This window comes from Streptomyces sp. NPDC002911, from assembly GCF_053591835.1.
On the sequence record NZ_JBSFUO010000001.1, the window covers coordinates 173,954 to 197,704 of the forward strand.

The 23,751-nt window shown below is 70.1% G+C and carries 20 protein-coding genes, 1 tRNA gene and 1 pseudogene; 3 read left to right on the top strand and 19 right to left on the bottom strand.

Going from position 1 to position 23,751, the window contains the following annotated elements; all coding sequences use genetic code 11:
* Positions 1 to 55: 55 nt before the first annotated feature.
* The 12 genes from prmC to ACWD04_RS00805 all read right to left on the bottom strand — a co-directional run bounded on the left by prmC (position 56) and on the right by ACWD04_RS00805 (position 13,346).
* Positions 56 to 901: a peptide chain release factor N(5)-glutamine methyltransferase gene (gene prmC, locus ACWD04_RS00750; RefSeq protein WP_451126659.1), complete on the bottom strand. Its 846-nt coding sequence runs from the start codon at positions 899 to 901 to the stop codon at positions 56 to 58.
* Positions 902 to 952: 51 nt separating this feature from the next.
* Positions 953 to 2,029: a peptide chain release factor 1 gene (gene prfA, locus ACWD04_RS00755; protein WP_014154059.1), complete on the bottom strand. Its 1,077-nt coding sequence runs from the start codon at positions 2,027 to 2,029 to the stop codon at positions 953 to 955.
* 155 nt (positions 2,030 to 2,184) lie between these two features.
* Positions 2,185 to 2,409 (bottom strand): 50S ribosomal protein L31, encoded by a 225-nt coding sequence (gene rpmE, locus ACWD04_RS00760; RefSeq protein WP_099174467.1) that lies wholly within the window; start codon positions 2,407 to 2,409, stop codon positions 2,185 to 2,187.
* Positions 2,410 to 2,612: 203 nt separating this feature from the next.
* Entirely contained in the window at positions 2,613 to 3,716 is a 1,104-nt protein-coding gene (locus ACWD04_RS00765; RefSeq protein ID WP_451126662.1) for an LCP family protein, read from the bottom strand.
* A 180-nt stretch (positions 3,717 to 3,896) separates the two neighbouring features.
* Complete coding sequence (locus ACWD04_RS00770) at positions 3,897 to 4,061, bottom strand: hypothetical protein (RefSeq protein ID WP_451126664.1); 165 nt, start codon at positions 4,059 to 4,061, stop codon at positions 3,897 to 3,899.
* A 17-nt stretch (positions 4,062 to 4,078) separates the two neighbouring features.
* Complete coding sequence (rho, locus tag ACWD04_RS00775; RefSeq protein ID WP_451126666.1) at positions 4,079 to 6,169, bottom strand: transcription termination factor Rho; 2,091 nt, start codon at positions 6,167 to 6,169, stop codon at positions 4,079 to 4,081.
* A 387-nt stretch (positions 6,170 to 6,556) separates the two neighbouring features.
* A complete protein-coding gene (thrB, locus tag ACWD04_RS00780) occupies positions 6,557 to 7,474 on the bottom strand; it encodes a homoserine kinase (protein WP_451126668.1) in 918 nt (305 codons plus the stop codon).
* A gap of 266 nt (positions 7,475 to 7,740) precedes the next feature.
* Positions 7,741 to 8,811, bottom strand: a complete 1,071-nt coding sequence (gene thrC / locus ACWD04_RS00785) for a threonine synthase (RefSeq protein ID WP_451126670.1) — start codon at positions 8,809 to 8,811, stop codon at positions 7,741 to 7,743.
* Positions 8,812 to 8,817: 6 nt separating this feature from the next.
* Entirely contained in the window at positions 8,818 to 10,173 is a 1,356-nt protein-coding gene (locus ACWD04_RS00790; protein WP_451126672.1) for a homoserine dehydrogenase, read from the bottom strand.
* A 95-nt stretch (positions 10,174 to 10,268) separates the two neighbouring features.
* Positions 10,269 to 11,660, bottom strand: coding sequence for a diaminopimelate decarboxylase (gene lysA / locus ACWD04_RS00795; RefSeq protein ID WP_451126674.1), 1,392 nt, complete (start codon positions 11,658 to 11,660; stop codon positions 10,269 to 10,271).
* Positions 11,661 to 11,684: 24 nt separating this feature from the next.
* A complete protein-coding gene (nrtL, locus tag ACWD04_RS00800; protein ID WP_451126676.1) occupies positions 11,685 to 12,746 on the bottom strand; it encodes an ArgS-related anticodon-binding protein NrtL in 1,062 nt (353 codons plus the stop codon).
* Positions 12,747 to 12,860: 114 nt separating this feature from the next.
* Complete coding sequence (locus tag ACWD04_RS00805) at positions 12,861 to 13,346, bottom strand: response regulator (protein ID WP_451126678.1); 486 nt, start codon at positions 13,344 to 13,346, stop codon at positions 12,861 to 12,863.
* Between the two features lie 125 nt (positions 13,347 to 13,471).
* Between ACWD04_RS00805 and ACWD04_RS00810 the strand changes: the two genes are divergently transcribed.
* Both ACWD04_RS00810 and ACWD04_RS00815 read left to right on the top strand, forming a co-directional pair.
* Positions 13,472 to 13,543: transfer RNA gene (locus tag ACWD04_RS00810), tRNA-Arg, on the top strand.
* A 538-nt stretch (positions 13,544 to 14,081) separates the two neighbouring features.
* The gene (locus ACWD04_RS00815) at positions 14,082 to 15,890 is read left to right on the top strand and encodes an ABC transporter permease/substrate binding protein (RefSeq protein WP_451126680.1); all 1,809 of its coding nucleotides are present in this window, start codon (positions 14,082 to 14,084) and stop codon (positions 15,888 to 15,890) included.
* A gap of 67 nt (positions 15,891 to 15,957) precedes the next feature.
* Here the strand turns inward: ACWD04_RS00815 and ACWD04_RS00820 are convergent, their stop codons facing one another.
* The gene (locus ACWD04_RS00820; protein WP_451126682.1) at positions 15,958 to 16,947 is read right to left on the bottom strand and encodes a TauD/TfdA dioxygenase family protein; all 990 of its coding nucleotides are present in this window, start codon (positions 16,945 to 16,947) and stop codon (positions 15,958 to 15,960) included.
* A gap of 257 nt (positions 16,948 to 17,204) precedes the next feature.
* The gene (locus ACWD04_RS00825; RefSeq protein ID WP_451126684.1) at positions 17,205 to 17,345 is read right to left on the bottom strand and encodes a hypothetical protein; all 141 of its coding nucleotides are present in this window, start codon (positions 17,343 to 17,345) and stop codon (positions 17,205 to 17,207) included.
* Positions 17,346 to 17,481: 136 nt separating this feature from the next.
* On the opposite strand from ACWD04_RS00825, the pseudogene ACWD04_RS00830 reads away from it, so the two are divergent.
* A pseudogene (locus tag ACWD04_RS00830) lies at positions 17,482 to 18,560 on the top strand (DEAD/DEAH box helicase); the annotation flags it as partial.
* A 547-nt stretch (positions 18,561 to 19,107) separates the two neighbouring features.
* Here the strand turns inward: ACWD04_RS00830 and ACWD04_RS00835 are convergent.
* From ACWD04_RS00835 to ACWD04_RS00855, 5 genes are all read right to left on the bottom strand, one after another.
* The gene (locus ACWD04_RS00835; RefSeq protein WP_451126686.1) at positions 19,108 to 19,839 is read right to left on the bottom strand and encodes a DUF7873 family protein; all 732 of its coding nucleotides are present in this window, start codon (positions 19,837 to 19,839) and stop codon (positions 19,108 to 19,110) included.
* 60 nt (positions 19,840 to 19,899) lie between these two features.
* Positions 19,900 to 20,451 (bottom strand): DUF488 domain-containing protein, encoded by a 552-nt coding sequence (locus ACWD04_RS00840; protein ID WP_451126688.1) that lies wholly within the window; start codon positions 20,449 to 20,451, stop codon positions 19,900 to 19,902.
* Positions 20,452 to 20,580: 129 nt separating this feature from the next.
* Entirely contained in the window at positions 20,581 to 21,249 is a 669-nt protein-coding gene (locus tag ACWD04_RS00845; RefSeq protein WP_451127417.1) for a formylglycine-generating enzyme family protein, read from the bottom strand.
* A 97-nt stretch (positions 21,250 to 21,346) separates the two neighbouring features.
* Positions 21,347 to 22,306, bottom strand: a complete 960-nt coding sequence (locus tag ACWD04_RS00850; RefSeq protein ID WP_451126690.1) for a D-2-hydroxyacid dehydrogenase family protein — start codon at positions 22,304 to 22,306, stop codon at positions 21,347 to 21,349.
* A 114-nt stretch (positions 22,307 to 22,420) separates the two neighbouring features.
* On the bottom strand, positions 22,421 to 23,509 hold the full coding sequence (locus ACWD04_RS00855) for an NERD domain-containing protein (protein WP_451126692.1): 1,089 nt from the start codon (positions 23,507 to 23,509) through the stop codon (positions 22,421 to 22,423).
* Positions 23,510 to 23,751: the final 242 nt, after the last annotated feature.

The following is a 23,751-nucleotide window of genomic DNA, read 5'->3' on the forward strand; positions in this document are numbered from 1 at the left end:
TCGGACATGTACGGGTATGGCGGGTAGGGATCGTGCGGTGCCGGTGTCCCGGTGGTCACGGCATGGCCTTGCGGGCCGTCGCGAACCGGGGCCGGTTGTTCAGGTCGGGGTGGTCGGCCGCGTCGGCCCAGCCCCGCTCCTCGGTGAAGATCCACGGCACCTGGCCGCCCTGGGTGTCGGCGTGCTCGATGACGACGACCCCGCCCGGGCGGAGCAGGCGGTGCGCGGTGCGTTCGATGCCCCGGATGGTGTCGAGGCCGTCCTCGCCGGAGAACAGTGCCATCTGCGGGTCGTGGTCGCGGGCTTCCGGCGCCACGTACTCCCACTCGGTGAGCGGGATGTAGGGAGGGTTGGAGATGACGAGGTCGACCTGGCCGTCGAGCTCGGGAAGGGCGCTCAGGGCGTCTCCGCGGTGGATGGTGACCCTGGACCCCTCGGCGTTCTTCCGCGTCCACTGCAGGGCGTCCTCGGACAGCTCCACGCCGTGCACACGGGAGCGCGGCACCTCCTGCGCCATGGCGAGAGCGATCGCGCCCGATCCGGTGCAGAGGTCGACGATCAGCGGTTCGACGACGTCCATCGCGCGGACCGCGTCTATCGCCCAGCCGACGACCGACTCGGTCTCCGGGCGCGGCACGAAGACACCGGGGCCGACCTGGAGTTCCAGGTAGCGGAAGAAAGCGCGGCCGGTGATGTGCTGGAGCGGCTCACGGGCCTCGCGGCGGGCGATCGTCTCCCAGTAGCGGGCGTCGAAATCGGCGTCCGGCACATGGTGCAGCTCGCCCCGCTTGACGCCGTGCACGAACGCGGCCAGTTCCTCGGCGTCGAATCGCGGCGAGGGGACACCGGCGTCGGCCAGCCGCTGGGTGGCCTGGGCCACCTCGGCGAGCAGCAGGTTCATCGCGGTTCTCCGTACGGGTTCACGAGCGGGGCGGGGCGGGTCGTACGCGCCTTATGCGGCGGCGAGCTTGGCGGCCGAGTCGGCGTCGACGCAGGCCTGGATGACGGCGTCGAGGTCACCGTCGAGGACCTGGTCCAAGTTGTACGCCTTGAAGCCGACGCGGTGGTCCGAGATCCGGTTTTCCGGGAAGTTGTACGTCCGGATCTTCTCGGAGCGGTCCACGGTGCGCACCTGGCTGCGGCGTACGTCGGAGGCTTCCTGCTCAGCGGCTTCCTGGGCGGCGGCCAGCAGCCGGGACCGCAGGATGCGCATGGCCTGCTCCTTGTTCTGGAGCTGGCTCTTCTCGTTCTGGCAGGAGGCGACCACACCGGTCGGCAGGTGCGTGATGCGCACGGCGGAGTCCGTGGTGTTGACGGACTGGCCGCCCGGGCCCGAGGAGCGGTAGACGTCGATACGCAGGTCGTTGGCGTGGATCTCCACGTCGACCTCCTCCGCCTCGGGCGTGACGAGCACACCGGCTGCGGAGGTGTGGATACGGCCCTGGGACTCGGTGGAGGGCACCCGCTGCACACGGTGCACACCGCCCTCGTACTTCATCCGTGCCCAGACGCCCTGGCCGGGCTCGGTGGCACCGTTGCCCCCCTTGGTCTTCACTGCGACCTGGACGTCCTTGTAGCCGCCGAGCTCGGACTCGGTGGAGTCGATGATCTCGGTCTTCCAGCCGACACGTTCGGCGTAGCGCAGATACATGCGCAGGAGGTCGCCGGCGAACAGGGCGGACTCGTCGCCGCCCGCGCCCGCCTTGATCTCCAGGAGTACGTCCTTGTCGTCACTGGGGTCGCGCGGGACAAGGAGGAGGCGGAGCTTCTCGGTGATCTCCTCGCGCTGCTTCTCCAGGACCTTGACCTCGGCGGCGAAGTCCGGGTCGTCGGCCGCGAATTCGCGGGCGGTCCCGATGTCGTCGCCGGTCTGCTTCCAGGACCGATAGGTGGAGACGATCGGGGTCAGCTCCGCGTAGCGCTTGTTGAGCTTGCGCGCGTTGGCCTGGTCGGCGTGGACCGACGGGTCGGCGAGCTTCTTCTCGAGATCGGCGTGCTCGCCGATCAGTTCCTCGACCGCCTCGAACATCTTCGGGCTCCTGGTTTCTGCGTCATACGTCTGCGGGCCTGTTGGACGGTGTGCTGCCGGTGCCGCACCGCGGCGGCGCGTCCGGCCGCACAGCCGGAAAAAACGCCGGTCCCGGCGCCCCGATGGAGGGCGTCGGGAACCGGCGCAATGGCTCGCTACTTGCTGGCGGAGCCGGCAGCCTTGCCGAAGCGGGCCTCGAAGCGGGCCACGCGGCCGCCGGTGTCGAGGATCTTCTGCTTGCCCGTGTAGAACGGGTGGCACTCGGAGCAGACGTCGGCGCGGATGGCGCCGCCCTCAAGGGTGCTCCGGGTGGTGAACGACGCACCGCAGGTGCAGCTGACCTGCGTCTCGACGTACTCGGGGTGAATGTCGCGCTTCAAGGTGTCTCCTAGGTTCGGGAGGGCTCCGGGTCGTTCGCGCGGATTGCGCGTCCGTGAACCGGGACCGACGTACCAGTCTGCCAGGACCGGCCGTATCTCCCAAAACGAGGACTCGGCCGGGTGTATTCCCGTACGTGCGGGGAACGTTCCGCGATCGCGGGGTGACGGATGGTGCCGTCGAGGGCGCTCCGCTGAGGGCGCCGTCACCCCAAGACCTTCCCCGCCCCGCCCTTGTCGCCGGCCGACTTCGCCGTGGCGGACGCCGGAATCGGCTTGTCCTGCTTGAGCGCCGCCCAGACCTGCCGGCCGGCCTTCTCCTGGGGCAGTACGCGGTTAGGGTCGTCCTGGTCGTACTCGACGGGCAGGGTGACCATGTCGACGTTCTTCGAGCCGAGGCCCTTGAGCCCGTTGGCGAAACCCGTGAGCTTCTTGACGGAGGCCAGCGCGGAGTCGGTGGTGAGGGCTTCGGTCGCCGCGTCCGCGAGGCCGAACAGCTTCTGCGGGTTCGAGAACACCCCGACGCTCCTCGCCTGGTCCATCAGCGCCTTCACGAACGCCTGCTGGAGCTGGATCCGGCCCAGGTCACTGCCGTCGCCGACGCTCTCCCGCGTGCGGACGAGGCCGAGCGACTGCTCGCCGCTCAGGGTGTGGGTGCCGGCCTTCAGCGCCAGATGGCTGTTGGGGTCGTCGATCGCCTGCGAGGTGGTGATCTTCACGCCGCCCAGCTCGTCGATGAGCTTCTTGAACCCGGTGAAGTCGACCTCGACGTAATGGTCCATGCGGATACCGGACATGGCCTCGACGGTCTTCACCGCACAGGCCGGCCCGCCGACCGCGTACGCCGTGTTGAACATCGCCTCCTGCTCCGCGCCGACCTGCTCACCGGTCGTGTCGCTCGTGCAGGCGGGACGGTCGACGAGGGTGTCCCGCGGGACGGAGACCACGCTCGCGGAGGTGTGGCCCTCGTCGACATGGACGACCATCGCGGTGTCCGCCCGGGCGGAGCCCTCGTCGACGCCGTACTTCGCATTGGCGCCGGAGCGGGAGTCCGATCCCAGCACGAGGATGTCCTGCGAGCCGTTGTCGACGTCATCGGGTCGCTCGGCTCCCAGGGCGGCGTCGATGTCGACGCCCTTCAGGTTCCCGTTGAGCGTGACGTAGGCGTAGCCGACCCCGGATCCCCCGACGACCACCAGGGCGGCGGCGCCCCACAGGGCGGCCCTCTTCACCCGGCGGGCACGGGACGGCGTCCTCCGGCGGCTGCCGGTGCCGCGTATTCGGCCGGCGCTCCTGCTCTGCTCGGTCATACGCTCCCTCTTTCGCTTCTCGCTGTCACCCCCTGCCGTGGTGCACGGGCGTCCGGCGTCACTCGCTGGGACGTCGGAGCATCCAGCAGCCTCGCACAAAGACCCGAGGTCCCCGTCCGGTGACAGGGACCTCGGAAGAAGCGGGCGAGTGGGCCGGCGAACCGGCGCTCACCTGGTGTTTCAGCCGAACTGGTTGTGGCTGCTCCAGCCGCGGCCGATCACTACGCGTGTGGCAAAGATCGCACCGGAGGCATGCCCAAGCTGCCGGCGGCGGTCCCAGCTCGCCGGGGCGGGAAAAGAAAACAGATGCCCCGTCACTACCTCGTGACGGGGCATCTGTTCCATGTCGCGACTCGGCGACGTCAGTCGTTGCCGTTGCCCGGCGTCGTCTTCTGGATCTGGAGCAGGAACTCCGCGTTGGACTGCGTCTTCTTCATGCGGTCAAGCAGCAGCTCGATCGCCTGCTGCTGGTCGAGAGCGTGGAGCACCCTGCGCAGCTTCCAGACCACGGCCAGTTCATCGGTGCCGAGCAGGATCTCTTCCTTGCGGGTGCTGGACGCGTCGACGTCCACCGCAGGGAAGATGCGCTTGTCCGAGAGTTTCCGGTCGAGCTTGAGCTCCATGTTGCCGGTGCCCTTGAACTCCTCGAAGATCACCTCGTCCATGCGCGAGCCGGTCTCGACGAGCGCGGTGGCCAGGATGGTCAGCGAGCCGCCGTCCTCGATGTTGCGTGCGGCACCGAAGAAGCGCTTCGGCGGGTACAGCGCGGTCGAGTCGACACCACCGGACAGGATGCGGCCGGAGGCCGGCGCCGCCAGGTTGTAGGCGCGGCCCAGGCGGGTGATCGAGTCCAGCAGGACGACCACGTCGTGGCCCAGCTCCACGAGGCGCTTCGCGCGCTCGATGGCGAGCTCGGCGACCGTGGTGTGGTCCTCGGCGGGGCGGTCGAAGGTCGAGGAGATGACCTCGCCCTTCACCGACCGCTGCATGTCGGTGACCTCTTCCGGACGCTCGTCGACCAGGACGACCATCAGGTGGCACTCGGGGCTGTTGACCGTGATCGCGTTGGCGATGGCCTGCAGGATCATGGTCTTACCGGTCTTCGGCGGGGCCACGATCAGGCCTCGCTGGCCCTTGCCGATCGGTGCGACCAGGTCGATGATCCGGGTGGTCAGGACGTTGGAGTCGGTCTCCAGACGGAGCCTGTCCTGCGGGTACAGCGGAGTCAGCTTCTGGAACTCGGGACGGCCACGGCCGGTCTCCGGCGCCATGCCGTTGACGGAGTCGAGACGGACCAGCGCGTTGAACTTCTCGCGGCGCTCGCCGTCCTTGGGCTGACGCACCGCACCGGTGACGTGGTCACCCTTGCGCAGGCCGTTCTTGCGGACCTGGGCGAGCGAGACGTACACGTCGTTCGGGCCCGGCAGGTAGCCGGAGGTCCGGATGAACGCGTAGTTGTCGAGGATGTCGAGAATGCCCGCGACGGGGATCAGGACGTCGTCGTCGGCCACCTGGACGTCGGTCGCGAAGTCGTCACGGCCGCGACGGCCACGGCGGTCGCGGTAACGGCCCCTGCGGCCACGCCGGCCGCTCTCGTCGTCGTAACCGTCGTCCTGCTGGCCACCGCCGCCCTGCTGGCCCTGGCCCTGGCCCTGACTCTGGCCCTGGCCGCCGCCCTGCTGGCCCTGACGGCGTCCGCCGCCCTGCTGGCCCTGGTCGTCGCCCTTGCCACGGCGGTCGCGCTGGCGGTCCCGGCGATCACCGCGGTCCTGGCGGTCACCGCGGTCCTGGCGGTCGCCGCGCCGGCCGTCCTGGCGGTCGCCCCGCCGGCCCTCGGCGGTGTCCGCTGCGGACTCCGCCTTCGCGTCGGCCTTCGCCTCGCCACGCTCTTCGGCGCGGTCCTGGCGGCCCTCTGCCTTGGGCTCTGTCTTCGGCTCGGCCTCCGTCCTGGACTCGGCCTTGGGCTCCGCCTTGGGCTCCGCCTTGGTGTCGGGGCTGCCCGCCTGCGCGGTGGCCCGGCGACGGCGGCGCTCGCCCGTGGGCTGGTCGTCGCTCGCCGGCTGCCCGGGGATGTCGATCTGCTGCTGGGCGGCGTCGGCGGCCGGAGCGGCAGCGCTCTCGTCACCGGTGCGCGTCTTCGACGTGGCTCGCCGCTTCGGCTTGCTTCCGGTGTCCGTACCGGCGGATGCGGCGGCCTTGGGGGCGGGCGCGGAGGATCCTCCTGACTGCGCCTCCTTGATGACCTCGATCAGCTGGCTCTTGCGCATCCGCGCAGTTCCCCTGATGCCGAGGCCGGACGCGACCTGCTGCAGCTCGGCCAGGACCATGCCCTCGAGGCCGGTGCCGGAGCGGCGGCGCCGTACGGTGGTGCCAGTGGCAGCACCTTCGGCGGGCGCGGAGCTGTCGACGCTCTTGTCGGCGCTCACGCCCATCAGATCGGTGGTGTCGCTCACGAAGGGTCCTTCCCTGGAGCGGACGTCGGCCTTCTGGCTCGGCGACCGGTTGTGCTGTCCGACTGCGGTCTGTTGATCGTGTCGATCGCGGACCTTGCCGGGGCGGTGGTCCGCCGGGTACGGCGGAGAGATGAATGTGCGGGGTCCGGCGCGAGATCCCCTTGCTCGGCCCACTCCTGGACGAGCAAGAGGGTGTCGTGCCGGTTCCGGAGCGTGCTCGAAAGCTCAGGCAGGCTGCTCAGGCAGTCGGGGAGGCTCCCGGAAGAGTGGTGGTCCCGGAGGGGGACACGAAGCAACGCGCCACGAAGACGTCGATTGCCGACTTGAGGTTAACACTACCGGCTCCAACAAACATTCCCCCTCTCATGCACCGGCAATCACGTGGGACTACGCGGCGAGCGGCAACACGCTCGCACCCGTGGCATCGAGAGCGAGCCGGTTCGCGGCCCAGCCCTCACCCGCCAGCCGGGCGACCTTCTCGGCCGAACCCTCTTCCGTCAGCGCGAGCACGGTGGGCCCCGCACCGGAGATGACGGCAGGGACGCCGTCGGCACGCAGCCGGTGCACCAGCTCCACGCTCTGCGGCATCGCGGCACCCCGGTACTCCTGGTGGATCCGGTCCTCCGTTGCGGCGAGAAGCAGCTCGGGACGCCTGGTCAGGGCCTCGACGAGCAGGGCCGCGCGGCCGGCGTTGGCCGCGGCGTCCACATGGGGGACGGTGCGCGGCAGCAGACCGCGGGCGGTCTCCGTCAGCACCGGCGTCGCCGGGACGAAAACCACCGGCACGACGGAATCCGCGGGGTCCATCCTGATCGCTCTGGCGGCTCCGCCGTCCATCCAGGCGAGGGTGAATCCGCCGAGGAGACAGGCGGCGACGTTGTCGGGGTGCCCCTCGATCTCGGTGGCCAGCTCCAGCAGCGCGGCATCGTCGAGCCGGGCCTCGCCGCCCGTCGTCACGGCGCGGGCGGCGACGATCCCGGCGCAGATGGCGGCGGACGAGGAACCGAGGCCACGGCCGTGCGGAATGCGGTTGGCGCAGACGATCTCCAGACCGCGGGGCTGTCCGCCGAGCAGGTCGAAGGCCGTACGCAGGGAGCGTACGAGCAGGTGGTTCTCGTCGCGGGGCAGCGTCTCGGCGCCCTCACCCGCGATGTCGATGTGCAGCCCGGAATCGGCGACCCTGACGACCACGTCGTCGTAGAGCCCCAGCGAGAGGCCGAGGGCGTCGAAACCCGGGCCCAGATTGGCGCTGGTTGCGGGGACGCGCACCCGGACGGCGGCGGCTCGGAACGCGGGACCGGCCATCGGTTGGACGACTCTTCCTGTACGGCGGCGGGGATGTTGTGCAGGGTACTTCGACGTATGCGTGGTGTCGTTGCGCGGAGGGACTGAGGGCCCGGCAGTCACGACGGCTGCTGCACCGCGGCGGATGCGGCGGGGCGGGTCGAGTACAGCTTATCGAAGGAAGGTTCTGTGGCGACATAGGGCGCACGGGAGGCGCACGATGCGTGTCGCACACCTCCCATGCGCTCTCCGCCCGGGAGGGCGGTTGAGCTGCGGCAAGGGGCCGGCTACGCCAGGCCCAGCTTCTCGGCCGCGGCCACCGCGTCGACCGGGACGGTGACCGGCTGCGGTGCGCCGGCGACGGCCCAGTCGGGGTCCTTGAGCCCGTTGCCGGTGACGGTGCAGACGATTCTCTGGCCGGGGTCGACCTTGCCCTCTTCGGCGGCCTTGAGCAGACCGGCCACGGAGGCGGCCGAGGCGGGCTCGACGAAGACACCCTCCTGGGAGGCCAGCAGGCGGTAGGCCGACAGGATCTGACGGTCCGTCACATCGTCTATGAAGCCGCCCGATTCGTCCCGGGCGTCCAGCGCGAACTGCCAGGACGCCGGGTTGCCGATGCGGATCGCGGTGGCGATGGTCGCCGGGTCCTTGACGATCTCGCCGCGCACGATCGGCGCGGAACCGGAGGCCTGGAAGCCCCACATGCGCGGGGTGTGCGACGAGACGCCGTCCCCCGCGTACTCCTTGTAGCCCTTCCAGTAGGCCGTGATGTTGCCCGCGTTGCCCACCGGAAGGACGTGGATGTCGGGGGCGTCGCCGAGCGCGTCGACGATCTCGAACGCTGCGGTCTTCTGGCCCTCGATGCGCACCGGATTGACCGAATTGACCAGCGCTACCGGGTAGTTGTCCGAGAGGCTGCGGGCCAGGGTCAGGCAGTCGTCGAAGTTCCCGTCGACCTGGAGGATCTTCGCGCCGTGGACGAGCGCCTGCCCCATCTTGCCCAGCGCGATCTTGCCCTGCGGCACGAGGACGGCGCAGACCATGCCCGCGCGCACGGCGTACGCCGCGGCGGAGGCGGAGGTGTTGCCGGTGGAGGCGCAGATGACGGCCTGCGCGCCCTCCTCCTTGGCCCGCGTGATCGCCATGGTCATGCCGCGGTCCTTGAACGACCCGGTGGGGTTGGCGCCCTCGACCTTGAGGTGCACCTCGCAGCCCGTGCGCTCGGAGAGGACCTGCGCCGGAACGAGCGGCGTGCCGCCTTCACGGAGCGTGACGACCGGGGTGGAGCTCGTGACCGGAAGACGGTCCCGGTACTCCTCGATGATGCCGCGCCACTGGTGGGTGCCCTTGCTGGTCATGGGTCCTTACTCCCCTTCAACACGCATGATGCTGGCGACACCGCGCACGGTGTCCAGCTTGCGCAGCGCTTCGACGGTCCCGGAGAGGGCGGCGTCGGGCGCGCGGTGGGTGACGACGACGAGGGATGCCTCGCCGTCTCCGCCCATCCGTCGCCCGCCGCCACCCTGCTCGATGGCAACTCCGTCGCCGCTGCCCGATGGTCGGCTCTGCTGTCGGACCGTATCGATGGATACGCCCTGTTCGGCGAAGACCGTCGCGACCTGGGCTAGCACGCCAGGCTTGTCGGCCACGTCGAGACTGATGTGGTACCGCGTGACGACATCACCCATGGGGCTGACCGGCAGACGCGTGTACGCGGACTCACCGGGACCCGTGCTCTCGCCGATGATGTTGCGGCACACGGCGACCAGGTCGCCCAGAACCGCGGACGCGGTCGGGGCACCGCCGGCGCCGGGACCGTAGAACATCAGCTGACCGGCCGCGTCGGCCTCGACGAAGACCGCGTTGTACGCCTCACGGACGGAGGCCAGCGGGTGGCTGAGCGGGATCATCGCGGGATGCACCCGGGCGGTGACGGACCTGCCGTCGGCAGCGCGTTCGCAGATGGCGAGGAGCTTGACGGTGCAGCCCATGCGCCGGGCGGAGGCGATGTCGGCGGCGGTGACCTCGGTGATGCCCTCGCGGTGCACCTCGCCGATCTTCACCCGGGTGTGGAAGGCGATACCGGCGAGAATGGCGGCCTTCGCCGCGGCGTCGAAGCCCTCGACGTCGGCGGTCGGGTCGGCCTCGGCGTACCCGAGAGCGGTGGCCTCGTCGAGCGCCTCGGAGTACCCGGCGCCACTCGTGTCCATCTTGTCGAGGATGAAGTTGGTCGTGCCGTTGACGATGCCGAGCACCCGGTTGACCTTGTCCCCGGCGAGGGACTCGCGCAGCGGCCGTACGAGCGGGATGGCGCCGGCCACGGCCGCCTCGTAGTAGAGGTCCCTGCCGTGCTTCTCGGCGGCGGCGTGGAGCGCGGAGCCGTCCTCGGCGAGCAGCGCCTTGTTGGCCGAGACGACGCCCGCGCCGTGCTCGAAAGCGGTCGTGATGAGCGTACGGGCGGGCTCGATGCCGCCGATGACCTCGACGACGACGTCGATGTCGCCCCGTTTGACCAGGGCGGTCGCATCGGTGGTGATCAGCGCGGGGTCGATGCCCTCCCGCACCTTGGAGGGCCGGCGGACGGCCACACCGGCGAGCTCGACCGGCGCACCGATGCGCGCGGCGAGGTCGTCGGCGTGCGTCGTCATGATGCGCGCCACCTCTGAGCCGACCACTCCACAGCCCAGCAGCGCCACCTTCAGCGGACGCGTACGCATCATCCGACCTCGTTTCTCATACTTCTGATGTGTGGACCAGTCTCACTCACCGGACGGGGGTTTCTGCCACCCGTCCGGATTTTGAGATGTGAATTTCATCAGCCGACATCGAGACGCAGGAGATCTTCCTCTGTCTCGCGTCGGACGATGACCCGCGCCTGTCCGTCGCGCACGGCGACGACGGGCGGGCGCAGGGCGTGGTTGTAGTTGCTCGCCATCGAGCGGCAGTACGCGCCCGTGGCGGGCACCGCGATCAGGTCGCCGGGGGCCAGGTCGGACGGCAGGAACGCGTCCTTGACCACGATGTCACCGCTCTCGCAGTGCTTGCCGACGACGCGTACGAGCATGGGTTCGGCCTCGGAGCTGCGCGAGACGAGCGAGACGCTGTACTCGGCGTCGTACAGCGCGGTGCGGATGTTGTCCGACATGCCGCCGTCGACGCTCACGTACGTGCGCAGGCCTTCGAGGGGCTTGATGGTGCCGACCTCGTACAGCGTGAAGGCGGTGGGGCCGACGATCGCGCGGCCCGGCTCCACGGAGATGCGCGGGGTCCGCAGACCGGCCGACTCGCACTCCCGGGTCACGATCTCGGAGAGCGCCTTGGCGATCTCGTGCGGCTCGCGGGGGTCGTCGTCGGAGGTGTACGCGATGCCGAGACCGCCGCCGAGGTCGATCTCGGGGAGCTCGACACCGTGCTCGTCGCGGATCTCGGCGAGCAGCTGCACGACACGCCGCGCGGAGACCTCGAAGCCGGCCATGTCGAAGATCTGCGAGCCGATGTGCGAGTGGATGCCGATGAGTTCCAGGCCGTCCAGGGTGAGCGCCCTGCGGACCGCCTCGGCCGCCTGTCCGTCCGCCAGCGCGATGCCGAACTTCTGGTCCTCGTGCGCGGTGGCGATGAACTCGTGGGTGTGGGCCTCGACGCCGACCGTGACGCGGATCTGCACACGCTGGCGCGTGCCGAGCCGCTGCGCGATGTGCGAGACCCGGACGATCTCCTGGAAGGAGTCGAGCACGATCCGCCCGACGCCGGCCTCGACGGCCCGCTCGATCTCGGCGGCGGTCTTGTTGTTGCCGTGGAAGGCGATGCGCTCGGCCGGCATCCCCGCGTCCAGCGCCGTGGCCAGCTCGCCGCCGGAGCACACGTCCAAATTCAGCCCCTCCTCCTTGAGCCAGCGCACCACGGCGCGTGACAGGAAGGCCTTCCCGGCGTAGAAGACGTCGGCGTCCGCCCCGAAGGCGTCCGACCAGGCACGGCAGCGCGCACGGAAGTCGGACTCGTCCAGGAAGTACGCCGGCGTGCCGAACTCCTCGGCCAGCCGGGCGACTTCGATCCCGCCGACGGTGAGCGCACCGTCGGCGTCACGGGTGACGGTACGGGACCAGACCTTCGCGTCCAGCTCGTTGAGGTCGGTGGCCGGGGCGGTGTAGTGGCCCTCGGGAAGGACGTCGGCGTGACGGGGTCCGGCGGGGTGTGCGGATCGGCTCATCGTTCTGTTCTGCTCTCTCGGTTCTCAGAGGTGGTCGGGCGCGCTGATGCCGAGCAGGGACAGGCCGCCTGCGAGCACCGTCCCGGCGGCTTCGGCGAGGGCCAGCCTGGAGCGGTGGGCGGCCGAGGGTTTCTCGTCGCCGGCGGGGAGCGGCGGGCAGGCGTCGTGGAGGTCGAAGAAGGCGCGCGCCACCGTTTCGAGGTGCCGGGCGAGCCGGTCGGGTGCCTGGTGACGGGCGGCCGCGGCGAGGACGCCGGGGTGGTCGGCGAGCGCGGCGTGCAGCGCGGGCGCGTGGACGTCCGTCTCGTACGCGCCGGTGATGCCGAGCCGCGCCCCCTCGCGGGTCAGCGCGCGGGCGCGTGCGTGGGCGTAGCGGACCAGGAAGAGCGGGTTGGCCTCCGTCTGGACGAGGAGATCATCACCGAGAGCCGCCCGGTCGTGCCCGGCGGGCCGCAGTAGACCCCACCGGGTGGCGTCGGGGCCCAGCCGCTCCAGCAGTTCGCCCGCCGTGGCTCCTGCGGGGACGGGGCGGGTCTCCGTGAGCGGGACGGGGGGCCGCCCGTGCGCGTCGACGCTGACACCGAGACGCACCCAGTCGGGGTCGGACGCCTCCTCGCAGGTGACACGCCCCAGGGCGCCCTGGGACCGCTTCAGCCGCTGCACCGAGTCGGCCGTCACCGCGGCCCGGACCTCGCGACGGTGGTGGAGCTGGTAGAGCCGGCCGGTGTACTCGGGTACCCGCCCGTACCGCAGCCCTTGCTCCAGCACCTCGCGTACGAGCGCGGCGCGAGCGGCGTCCGCCGAGGCGTCGAGGTGAAAGTTCAGGAATCCGGGCCCGGTGATCTCGACCCGCCCGATCCCGGGCGCGCCGACGACCCGATCGCGCAGCAGCGCGGCGACTTCCGGCGCCGGGAGCGCGGCGGGGCCGGCCAGCTGAAGGGCGACGGCGCAGGCGTAGTCGCCGCTGCCGCCGGGCCGTGTCCGCTCGACCCGCACGCGCACGGGCACCGGTGCGCGCAGGGCGTCCTCGTCGACCGCGCGGCGCACAGCGTGCAGCACGGTCATGGAGAGATCTGCGGGGGTCACGGGACAAGCGTATGGGAGGAAGGGGGGCACTTCGCCAACCGGTTTCGCCATACGGGCAGCAATCCTGTGTCGGCGCGGCCGAGGGGCCCGTCGGAGGTCCGGTCAGCCATGCCGTCAGCCGGCCGTGCTCCCGGCCGTCCCCGCACCGCGCCTGCCGTCGAAGGGCGCGGGTTCCTCGCGGTGTGCGAGCCGGCGCACCATGCGCACCAGCTCGCTCGGCTCGAAGGGTTTCGCGAGGAACGCGTCGACTCCGGCGGTGGCCGCCCCGGAGTCCACCTCGTGGGGTGGACACGCACTGATGACGGCGACCGGGAGATGCCCGGTCCTCGGATCGGCGCGCAGCCGGGCCGCGGTCTGCATTCCGTCGAGCCTGGGCATCATCACATCGAGAGTGATCACATCCGGGCAGACCTCGTGCACCAGGTCGAGGCACTCGACGCCATCGGCCGCGGTCACGACCTCGAAGCCCTCCAGCTCGAGATTGACCCTGATCAGCTGCCGGATGGCCTTGTTGTCGTCGACAACAAGCACGCGGCCGTACGCCCCTGACACCCTTCGAGGGTAGGTCGAGCGGAGTAGCTGCGTCCGGGTTTTGCCCACTTCCGCCCCCGGAGGGGTGGCCTGTGCCCGCCTCGCGAGGGTGCCTCCGACCGGACATACCCGTTCCCGGACACCCCGTCGGAGCTGGTAGGGTTTCACTCGTCGCCGCCAAGCGCAGCGACATCGCCCCCGTAGCTCAGGGGATAGAGCATCGGCCTCCGGAGCCGGGTGCGCAGGTTCGAATCCTGCCGGGGGCACTTTCCGGAAGACCTTCTGATCGGCGGAGACGCCGAGCAGGGGGTCTTTTTCATGCCCGCCGAGGACCGCACGGCCCCAGCGCCCCCGCCGCCGACGGGCAGCCCGTGCGTTGCCGTCGCATACCGTGCGATTCACCAGCGAGCTCGTCCGAACGAAGGCTTCGCCATCCGTTTGTCTCCCGGAACACTGGGTAGCCGCAGCCCGAATCACCCTGTCCGGGCGCGGACGCCCTTCGGGCAGCCGGCGCGGATGGCACGGCAGCATGCCAGGACCCGGCTGCCAGGACACATGACCGCCCGGCTGAGGTGCTGCTACGGCCACGCGCCGCGCGCATCCGCATGTCCCACACCGCCAAGGGGCTGGGCGGCGCCATGTCTCTTCGCCGGGTCTCAGGTCAACGCGAAAGGTACACGTGACCAGGCTGACAACAGAGCCCCCAGGCAGGTACAGAGCCTTCGGTGAGGGAGCAGGGCGACCCGTACGCGGGCCCGGCCCTGCCGTAGCTGACGGACACCGGTGCGATGAAGGCGGAAAGCCGTGATCAGGCTCGAAATAGGTGCCGGCGTCAACAGTGCCGTCGAGTTCCTGGAAGCTCGTCTGCCCTGGCTCTTCGACTCCCTGCACTCCGTCGGCCAAGGCCTGTACAACGGTGTGTACTTCGTCATGTCGGGCCCCGACGCGCTGGTGATGGGGGCGATCCTCGCGCTGATCGCCTGGTGGCTGCGGGGCGTGGTGGCGGCCGCCGTCGCTTCCGCGGGCTTCTTCCTCGTCAACTCGATCGAGTTGTGGGAGAAGGCGATGCAGACGCTGTCGCTTCTCGTCGTGGCGGCCACGGTCACCATGGTGATCGCTGTCCCCCTCGGCATCTGGGCGGCCCGCAACAAGTCGGTGAGTTCGGTCCTTCGGCCGGTTCTCGACTTCATGCAGACGATGCCGGCCTTTGTCTACCTTGTCCCCGGTATCACCTTCTTCGGAGTGGGCGTGGTGCCCGGCATCGTCGCCACCATCATCTTCGCGATGCCGCCGGGGATCCGGATGACCGAGCTCGGTATCCGGCAGGTGGACGAGGAGCTGGTGGAGGCCGCGGAAGCGTTCGGAGCACTTCCACGTGCCATTCTGCTGCGCGTACAGCTGCCGCTGGCCCTGCCGACCATCATGGCCGGCGTCAACCAGATCATCATGCTCTCCCTGTCCATGGTGGTCATCGCGGGCATGGTCGGCGCCGACGGTCTGGGTACCGTCGTCTTCCAGGCCATCAGCTCGGTGGACATCGGCCTCGGCTTCGAGGCGGGTCTCGCAGTGGTCATCCTCGCCATGTATCTCGACCGCATGACCGGCGCGCTGAACCAGCGCATCTCGCCTCTCGGTCGCCGTGCGCTGGCCAAGGCGGCCTCTCTCCGGGCGGGAAAGGCCCTGCTGTGGAGGCCCAGCACAGCGTTCGCGGGTATAGGTGTGCTGGTCCTCGCGCTGCTCGCCGGCGGTCTGCAGTTCGTCTCCGGCCCGGACGACGACGGCCAGGACGTGGACAGGAAGGACCTGGGGACGGAGGCCGGTGCGGCTCCCAGGATCGGCTACTTCCCGTGGGACGAGGACGTGGCTGTCACCTACCTGTGGAAGAACGTCCTGGAGCGGCGCGGATACAAGCCCAGCATCCACCAGTACGACATCGGGTCGATGTTCACCGCGATGGCCGGCGGCCAGGTCGATGTGGAATTCGACGCCTGGCTCCCCAACGCTCAGAAGCAGTACTGGGACAAGTACAAGGACGACCTGGTCGACATCGGCCCGTGGTACGACGAGACCACGCTGGAAGTGACGGTGCCCAGCTATGTCAAGGGCATCGACTCGATGGCGGACCTCAAGGGCAGGTCGAAGGAGTTCGGCGGCAGGATCATCGGCATCGAGCCCGGGACCGGCCAGATGAACCTGCTCAAGAACGAGGTGCTGCCCGGCTACGGGCTCGACAAGGAGTACAAGGTCACCGACGGCAGCTCCCCCAGCATGATCCTGGAGCTGCAGCGTTCGCTGCGGAAGCGCGAACCGGTGGCGGTCGTCCTGTGGTCGCCACACTGGGCATACAGCAAGTACGAGTTGACCAAGCTCAAGGACCCGAAGAAGTTGTGGGGCGAGGTGAACGAGATCCGCTCGCTCGGCCACAAGTCCTTCCCGAAGGAGTTCCCCGAGTTCCACGGCTGGCTCAAGGACTGGCACATGTCGGAGGAGCAGCTCGGGGACCTGGAGGCGACCATCCAGGACGAGGGCACCGGCCGTGAGGAAGCGGCCGTGGAGAAGTGGATCGCCCAGAACCCGGGCGTGGTCGACAAGATGGCGCCGCTCTCCCCCTGACCCGGGACGTACGGTGACGACCCGGCGGGCGCGGTGCCGCGCCCGCCGTTCGGCAGTCGCCGGTCGCTCAGAAGGGGCGGTCCCCCGCGATGGCGACCCGCTCGGCGACCCGCGGGTGCGGGGCATAGTCGTTCACGGCGTAGTGCTGGGTCGCCCGGTTGTCCCAGAAGGCTATGTCGCCCGGCTGCCAGCGGAAACGCACCTGGTACTCGGGTACGTGCGCCTGCTGGAAGAGGAAGCGCAGGAGGCGGTCGCTCTCCGCCCGGTCGATGCCGACGATCCGGGTCGTGAACGAGGTGTTCACGAACAGCATCCGACGCCCCGACTCCGGGTGCGTGCGCACGACCGGATGCTCGACCGGCGGGAACGCCTGCTGGTGGGGAGCGAGTTGCTCGGGCCCGAGGAAGCGGGCGAAGCCGGGGATGAAGTCGTGTACGGCGCTCGCCCCGTCGATGCGGTCCTTCACGTCCTGCGGCAGGTTGTCGTACGCGGCGGCCATGTCCGCCCACATGGTGTCTCCCCCCAGCGGCGGCACCTCGCGCAGTTGCAGGACGGCGCCGAGAGCCGGACGCTCACGGAAGGTGACGTCCGTGTGCCAGACGTTCTCGAACGTCTTCGTTGCCCCGGCCGTCTTGTCGAAGCGCACGACGTCTTCGCTGTCTCCCCTGGCCAGCAGCGGGTTGACTTCCAGCTCGCCCCAGTGGCGTGCGAAATCGCGCTGGGCGGCCGAGGTGAGGTTCTGCCCCCGGAAGAAGAGCACCTTCCACTCCAGCAGGGCACGGTTCAGCTCTTCGCGCAGGGCCGGCTCCAACGGCCGGGAGAGGTCCGGGCCGTGGATCTCCGCGCCGATCGTGCGGGCCTGAGGGACGACGTCGAAGAGTGTGTACGGGCGCACCGTCGCACTGGCCGGCAGCCGTTTTAGGACGCGGTGCCCTTCGTACAGACCGTCCTGCGGTATGCGTGCCTCACGCAGGACGGGCGGGGTGGTGGAGGGCCGGTCGGCGGCCGTGACGGCGCCGGGCGCGTCGGTCGCATTCGGGGAAGCAATGGTGGTCATACGGTTCCTCCTTGAAGGAGAGCGAGCCGTCGTGGGCCCCGGTGGGCGGGCCCCGGGTACCCGAAGGGACAGGCGGGACCCGCGACAGCGGCCGAGGCCTCCGGCGGTGCGATGAGGTGGGCCGTTCACGCCCGCGCCGAGTGCCTGCCGGGCAGGTGCGGGGACGCGGTGGGACCGTGAGAGGCCGGGGAGAGACAACACGGGCGTTCCGGGATCTCGGCTTCATCCTGGGGAGCAGCCGAGTGGTTGACGCCCGGTCAGCGCGAGTGTCCGCCGATGCGCGCGGGCGGCGAGCCGATACGGCCGCGGCGGCGCAGACAGGTGGTGGACCGTGGAGCACACTCGCCGCAAGGCCCCGTCATCCGCAGGGCGACAGTGGTCAGCGAGTAGGGGGTCATGTCCCGCATTGTGTGCCGCCCCCGCCGACGCGGTCAAGCCCGCCCTCGGGTCCTGCACGCAGTGGTCGTTGGCGAAGGCCGGCATCGAAGTCGCGGGCCTGCGGCCCCTCCAGGAGGAAGCGATCGTGCTCCTGTTCGGCCGGGATCCACACGCAACTGCCTGTTCCTGGCTCTCGACGAGGCAGGCCTGCTGTCAGCGGCAGCGCTTCTGCTGCTGTGGACGCGCGGCTGGGTCGAACCTGTTGTTCCTCCGCCGGAACCCCGTCATATCGTCGCCCAGCAGGTTCTTGCGCTCTGTCTGCAGGAACACCGGGTCGGGGACCGACTGTGGCAGGACTGGTGGGGCGGACTGGGACCGTTCGGTCCGGCTTCCGAGCCCCTCGTACGTCATCTTTGGGGGCCGGGTTCCTGAACCGCGACGCAGGCCTGATGTTCATCGGTCCTGAGGCGGAACAGCGTTTCGGGTACCGGCACTTCATGGACCTGACCGCTGTCTTCACCGCCGCCCCGGAGTTCACCGTCCTGGCCGGCCGTACAGAGATCGGAGCTACTGACCCCGCCTTGCTCACCGAGCGGGTCATGGGCCCGCGGCGCCTCCTGCTGGCCGGGCGTAGTTGGCAGGTGACCTACATCGACTGGTCGCGCCGCCGCTGCTTCGTGGAGCCGGTCGACGGTGGCGGAAGGGCACGTTGGGGCGGCGTGGGCCTCTCCCGCACAGCCTCCTATGCGCTGACCCGTGCAGCACGAGAGGTCATGCTCGGCTCGACGCCTCGTGCGGCACTCACGCGTCGTGCGGCCGGCGCACTCGATCAGTTGCGTGACAAGGGCCGTGAACTGGTGGCCCCTGACGGCACAGTGCTCCTCCGCGGCAACCGTGACACGAACGTGCGCTGGTGGACCTGGGCCGGGTACAAGGCCAACGCGGCGCTGGCAGCCACTCTCTCTTCGGTGGCTGACCCCTTGCAGCGACCCACCGACATGTACGTGCGGCTTCGCGAAGACCTCACTCTGCGGGAATGGAAGCAGGCAAAAACTGGCGCGGGGGAGCGCCTGTGTCTTCCCTCTGTTGACCCGCGAGCCCTGAACGGGCTGAAGTTCAGTGCGGCTCTTCCGCCCCGGCTGGCCGAGGCCACGCTCTCAGCCCGGATGGCAGATCTGGAAGGAGCGACCGCGGCGCTTGGTGAACGCGTGCGGTTCACCAGCCAGGTCGTCTGAACAAAACTTCGGATTCCGATACAGCAGACTGCAGAGGTCTGGGTCATCCGCTGAAGCACCGGTGCCCGGCCGACGGAGAACCGCGCTCGCCGGACGTGGCGGAGCCCGGGAGTCGTATCCAGCTCCCGGGCCCCTGGGGTTGCCACCCAATTGCGCTTGCCAGCGCCGTTTAAGAGTGCGGATCAGTCGTCATACCGTCGCGTTCTGCCTTTGAACTACCGCGCCGCGTAGAGGCGCAGGCCGGATTCGAACCAGCATTCAACGGTGTTCGTCCGTACTCGGTCGATCTGGCAATCGGCGGCGATACTGAAGCTGGAGCGAGAGTCTGAGATTGATCGCGGCTGCCTCTGCCATGTTGGGCCACCCCGGCAGGTGGTGCCGGGGGGAGGACTCGAACCTCCACCGTTACCGCGTCTTCAGGCTGAACGTTCAGTTTCAGCTTGCGCTCGTCACACGGGGCGGACCTCAATTCCGCCTCGTGCAGGGTGCGCAGCCCCCACGACATTGGCGCGGGGGCGTTCTTGGGGGTGCCGCCTCGTGTCCGAGGCTAGCCGAACAGGTAGCCGAACACCGCGTCTCCGACCCGCTGGTCGGTGACCTCGGCGCCGTTGGCCTCCTCACGGGCGAACTTCACCGCGTGCTGCAGCTTCTCGACCCGCTCCAGCAGCTCGTTCACCCGGCGCGCCGGCAGCGCTCCGGAGAACTTCACGGTCGTCCAGTACCCGATCGGCACGTCCTCGTAGTACACGTCGACCTGCGCCGGGTGCTTGTCGGTCGCCTCGGCCTTGACGTGGTTGCGCGGGACCTTCTTCGTCCGGATCGTGCGGACCGGGTCCGTCTTCCACCAGTCCGTCGAGGGGTCGAGCGACCAGGACTCCGAAGCGTCCAGGACGGGAAGCTTCTTCACGAAGGTGTGGAGGTCGGTGAGCTGCTTCTCCAGGAAGAGCAGGTAGCTGACCGGGACTTCACTCACGATCGTACGGCCGTCGACGGTGACGTCCGCGCGGGCCGAGCAGTTGGCCCAGTCCTTCGTCGCGGTCACGTCGAACAGCCGGGTCAGCGACGCGGACATCTCACGCAGCGCCTCCTCGGCCTTGATCTGCACACGCGTGGACTCGGGCGGAAGCTGTTCGCCCTCTTCGTCCTTCGGCTGGTACGTACGCGAGATGCCTGCCAGCAGCGCCGGCTTCTGCACCTTGTGATGGGCCGCGGTGATGTCCTGGAGCGACTTGCTCTTGACACCCTTCTCCACGGCGATGATCTGGTTGAGCTTCGTCACTTCGCCCCCTTCGAGTGACAGGAACGTATCGCACACGTCCTCGATCGCCCGCACGGTTTTTCACCGGGGTTCGGTCCGGGGCGCCGGGTACGTCACGCGGCCAGGCACGTCGACCCGTGGCTCCGCGCCCCAGGCGCCCAGTTCGTGCACACGCGGCTCGCCGGCGCCCATGATGTGCCGGACCGTCCAGCCGCGGGCGGTGAGCGTGTTCGCGATCAGCAGGCGATGGCAGCGCCACGGCATCGGCTCGCCGCACATGACGGCGACACGGCCACACTCCGCGAGGGAGGTCAGACGAGTGATGCCGCGCTCGTACGCCGGGAGCAGCGTGTAGTCGGCGTAGTTCTTGAAGCTCGGGTTGTGCCAGCCCGCATTGGCGGCGGGGTCCACGTCCTGCTTGCGCCGCCGGCCGCCGAGCTCGTCCAGGTACACGTAGTCGAGTCCGGCCCGCTCCAGCCACGCGCGCAGCGTCTCTTCGGAGAACTGCGGGCTTCGGCGTGAGCCGGGGTGCGCCCGGACATCGGCCAGTACGTCGATGCGCTGGGCGTCCAGCAAACCGGTGAACGTCTCTTCCGGGCAGGTCCAGTGCCCGATCGTCCAGATCTCGCGCATCGCGCCGCTCCCGTCGGAGGAACCTGCGGACGGCCCGCACCCACTGGACATGATGCATCGGCCGCCCCCGAAGGCCCGGCCGACATGCGAGGTACGCCCCGCACACGGCACCGGAGCTGTCCGCGACGGTCAGCTCACGTCCTCGGCCCGACGGCGCACGCTGCGGGCCAGCCGGAGCCCGAGGTCGTCGATCGCGAAGGTGGGGTGGCTCCGGCGGCGTACGGTGGCGCCGCAGCCGCGCTCCGACTCGGCCCAGCCGCCGCCGCGGAAGGTGCGATAGGCGCCGTACACCTCCTCGTCGTAGAGGTCCCAGCACCACTCCCAGACGTTGCCCAGCATGTCGTACAGGCCCCACGCGTTGGGGGCCTTGGCGCCGGGCTCGTGGGCCCGGCCGTCGGAGTTGCCGTCGTACCAGGCGATGTCGTCGATCTCGCCGTAGCGGTAGCCGGTGGTTCCCGCCTTGCAGGCGTACTGCCACTCCGCCTCCGTGGGCAGGCGGTAGCCGTCCGAGGCCGGGTCGCGGGTCACCTCGCCGCTCCGTGCGTCGTGGGAGTAGACCGGATCCAGTCCGGCGCGGACCGAGAAGCGGTTGCACAGGTCGATGGCGTCGAGCCAGCTGATGTTGGTCAGGGGCAGAGCGCCGGGCGCGGAAGGGTCGGGGTCCGTCCCTGTGACGGCGCGGTGCTGTCCGGTGGTGACGGGGTGGCGGGCGAGCAGGAAGGGTTCGATCTCCTCCTGCCAGCGGGCTCCGCGGCGGTCGTCGCGGAGGTGCACGGTCCCGGCCGGTATCCGGATCATGCAGGAGACCGTCTGGTCGTCGGTGAGCGTGTGCACGCGGTGGGCCTTCCTGTCCGGAGAGGGGCGAAGTTCCCCCGTGCACACGCTACTTCGCTCTTCAGCCGAGGCGGCGAACCGGCTCGCCGTCGAGGTAGGCGCGGATGTCCTCGACCGCGTCCCCGTAGTACGCCGCGTAGTTGGCCTGCGACACATACCCCAGGTGCGGCGTGGCAAGGAGGCGCGGCGCGCTGCGCATCGGGTGGTCCGCCGGGAGGGGCTCGACGTCGAACACATCGACGCCTGCTCCCGCGATGGCCCCTCTGCGCAGCACGTCGAGCAGCGCGTCCTGGTCGACGATCGCCGCCCGGGAGGTGTTGACGAGATAGCTGCCAGGCCGCATCAGCCCGAGCTCCTTCGCGCCCAGCAGTCCACGCGTGCGCTCGCTCAGCACCAGGTGTACGGAGACGAAGTCGCTGGTCTCCAGCAGCTCTTCCTTGGACGCGGCGAATCCCACCCCGGCCTCCTCGGCCCGCTCCGGGGTCAGGTTCCGGCTCCAGGCGACCACGTCCATGCCGAAGGCGCGACCGACATCGGCGACCCTGCTGCCGATCTTTCCCAGCCCGAGGATTCCGAGCCTGCGCCCGTGCAGGTCGGCTCCGACGGTGGACTGCCAGGGGCCGCCGGTCCGCAGTGCGTTCACCTCTGTCACGAGCCCGCGCGCCAGTCCGAGCAGGAGCGCCCAGGTGAGCTCGACCGGCGGGGTGGCCGTGCTGGCCGTGCCGCAGACGGTGACCCCGTGCCGCTCGGCGGCGGCGTAGTCGATCGACGTGTTGCGCATGCCGGAGGCCACGAGCAGCCGGAGCCGGGGCAGCCGCCCGATCAGCGTGGCGGGGAACGGCACACGCTCCCGGAGGGTGACGACGATGTCGAACCCGGCCAGGCGCTCGGCCAGTTCGTCCTCGGTGGCGCAGTGGTCGGCGAAAGTGACCACGTCGATGTCATCGGCGACGGGCGACCAGTCGGCGGCGTCGACCGCCGCGGACTGGTAGTCGTCGAGCACGGCACAGCGGAGTTTCATGGCGTCTTCCCCTTCGGCGGCACGGCAACGGCACGGCGATGGCGCGGCGCCGGCGGTGGCGATGGCGGTGGCGGTGGCGGTGGCACCGGGGAATCTACCGGCCGTGTCCCGGGCTCACGCGTCCAGCCACGCCTCCCCGTTGCGCGCGACGTCGTAGACCCGCTCCACCTGGGTGGCGGTGAGGACGCCGGTCAGCGGGGCGAGGGTGGCCACCTGACGCTCGCGGCAGACGCGGACACCGGCCGGGGTGGCGACCACCTCCAGCGCGGTGACGCCGGTGAACACGAGCACGGTCTGTACGGGCACCTCGAAGGTGCAGTACGCCTCCAGTGCCGCCCGGGCCCGCCGGGCAGCGGGACGGCCGTCGAGCTCGTACGGCTGCGGGGTGCCGTCGTCGATCCGCAGAGTGCCGTCCCCGATCCGTACCGATGCCCCGGGTCGGTGCTCGGTGCTCACCGCGAACACACCGCCGGGCCCGATGAGCAGATGCCCGATCTCGGAGCCGTCCGGCAGCGGCACGGAGTGCAGGACGCGCCAGCCGTGCCGGGTCAGCCGCTTGAGTTCGGCCCCCACCCGCCGCTCCCCCGCGAGGGCGCCGCGGCGCGGGTCCGCGTCCTTGTGCCGCCGCAGCGCCCCGGTGGCCGCCCGCACGAGCGCCCCGGTTCCGGACTCGCCGAGCTGCTCCCGGAGCCCGGCCCCCGGCCTCCGGGACGAGAGATCGCTCGCGGGTGTCAGGGCGGGGAGGACAGCCGGCCGTCGTCGCCGCTGCCCCGTATCCGGGCCGGACGACGGTTCCGGCCCGGACGACGGATCCGTCACAGGCACCGCCTCCCGCACCCTCTCCGGTGCTGGCGCCAAATCCTGCACCGGTGCCGGCTCGCGCACAGGTGCTGCCACCCGCACCGGTGCTGTCTCCTGTGCGGCGCCCCGCTTCCGTATCCCCCTCACGGGCGGGATCCGCGGGGCCGGGGGCGGGGTCCGCGGGGCCGGTGGCCCGATCGGGGCGCCCTCGCCGACGAGCGCCGGCAGGTCCGGGACCTGGCGCGCGAGCGCGTCGGTCACGGCGTCGCGGTAGCGCGGGTGCAGGACCGTGATCGTGCCGCTGCCCCGGTCAGCCCATCCGATCGCGGTGCCGTCCGGCAGGTTCACATAGAGCCGGTCGTGCCCGAAGAGCTGCCATGACGTGACCTTGAGATCGTGCATCGTGCCCCCTCTGTTCACCCCGCCGGCCATCCATACTTCCCCCAGCCTGTACCGCGGCCCGTCCTCGGCACAGGGCGCAGAGCGGGCGCGCGGAGTCGGGGACACGGCGTTCCGGAGCGGTCCGGCGCCCTGTGTGCCCCGGGCTGCTCCGACGTCCCGGTCAGGCCAGGGGGAGACCCGGCGCCGGATAGGCGTCCATCATGGTCCGCACTTCGTCCCCGACCTCGGAAACGGTTGTTTCA

Excerpts from the sequence above, each read along its gene's own strand:
- thrB (WP_451126668.1), bottom strand. The coding sequence starts at position 7,474 with ATGGCCGGTCCCGCGTTCCGAGCCGCCGCCGTCCGGGTGCGCGTCCCC.
- ACWD04_RS00770 (WP_451126664.1), bottom strand. The coding sequence starts at position 4,061 with ATGGAACAGATGCCCCGTCACGAGGTAGTGACGGGGCATCTGTTTTCT.
- ACWD04_RS00820 (WP_451126682.1), bottom strand. The coding sequence starts at position 16,947 with ATGACCACCATTGCTTCCCCGAATGCGACCGACGCGCCCGGCGCCGTC.
- thrC (WP_451126670.1), bottom strand. The coding sequence starts at position 8,811 with ATGACCAGCAAGGGCACCCACCAGTGGCGCGGCATCATCGAGGAGTAC.
- prmC (WP_451126659.1), bottom strand. The coding sequence starts at position 901 with ATGAACCTGCTGCTCGCCGAGGTGGCCCAGGCCACCCAGCGGCTGGCC.
- ACWD04_RS00825 (WP_451126684.1), bottom strand. The coding sequence starts at position 17,345 with ATGACCCCCTACTCGCTGACCACTGTCGCCCTGCGGATGACGGGGCCT.
- ACWD04_RS00850 (WP_451126690.1), bottom strand. The coding sequence starts at position 22,306 with ATGAAACTCCGCTGTGCCGTGCTCGACGACTACCAGTCCGCGGCGGTC.
- lysA (WP_451126674.1), bottom strand. The coding sequence starts at position 11,660 with ATGAGCCGATCCGCACACCCCGCCGGACCCCGTCACGCCGACGTCCTT.
- ACWD04_RS00855 (WP_451126692.1), bottom strand. The coding sequence starts at position 23,509 with ATGCACGATCTCAAGGTCACGTCATGGCAGCTCTTCGGGCACGACCGG.
- ACWD04_RS00790 (WP_451126672.1), bottom strand. The coding sequence starts at position 10,173 with ATGATGCGTACGCGTCCGCTGAAGGTGGCGCTGCTGGGCTGTGGAGTG.
- ACWD04_RS00840 (WP_451126688.1), bottom strand. The coding sequence starts at position 20,451 with ATGCGCGAGATCTGGACGATCGGGCACTGGACCTGCCCGGAAGAGACG.
- ACWD04_RS00845 (WP_451127417.1), bottom strand. The coding sequence starts at position 21,249 with ATGATCCGGATACCGGCCGGGACCGTGCACCTCCGCGACGACCGCCGC.
- prfA (WP_014154059.1), bottom strand. The coding sequence starts at position 2,029 with ATGTTCGAGGCGGTCGAGGAACTGATCGGCGAGCACGCCGATCTCGAG.
- ACWD04_RS00765 (WP_451126662.1), bottom strand. The coding sequence starts at position 3,716 with ATGACCGAGCAGAGCAGGAGCGCCGGCCGAATACGCGGCACCGGCAGC.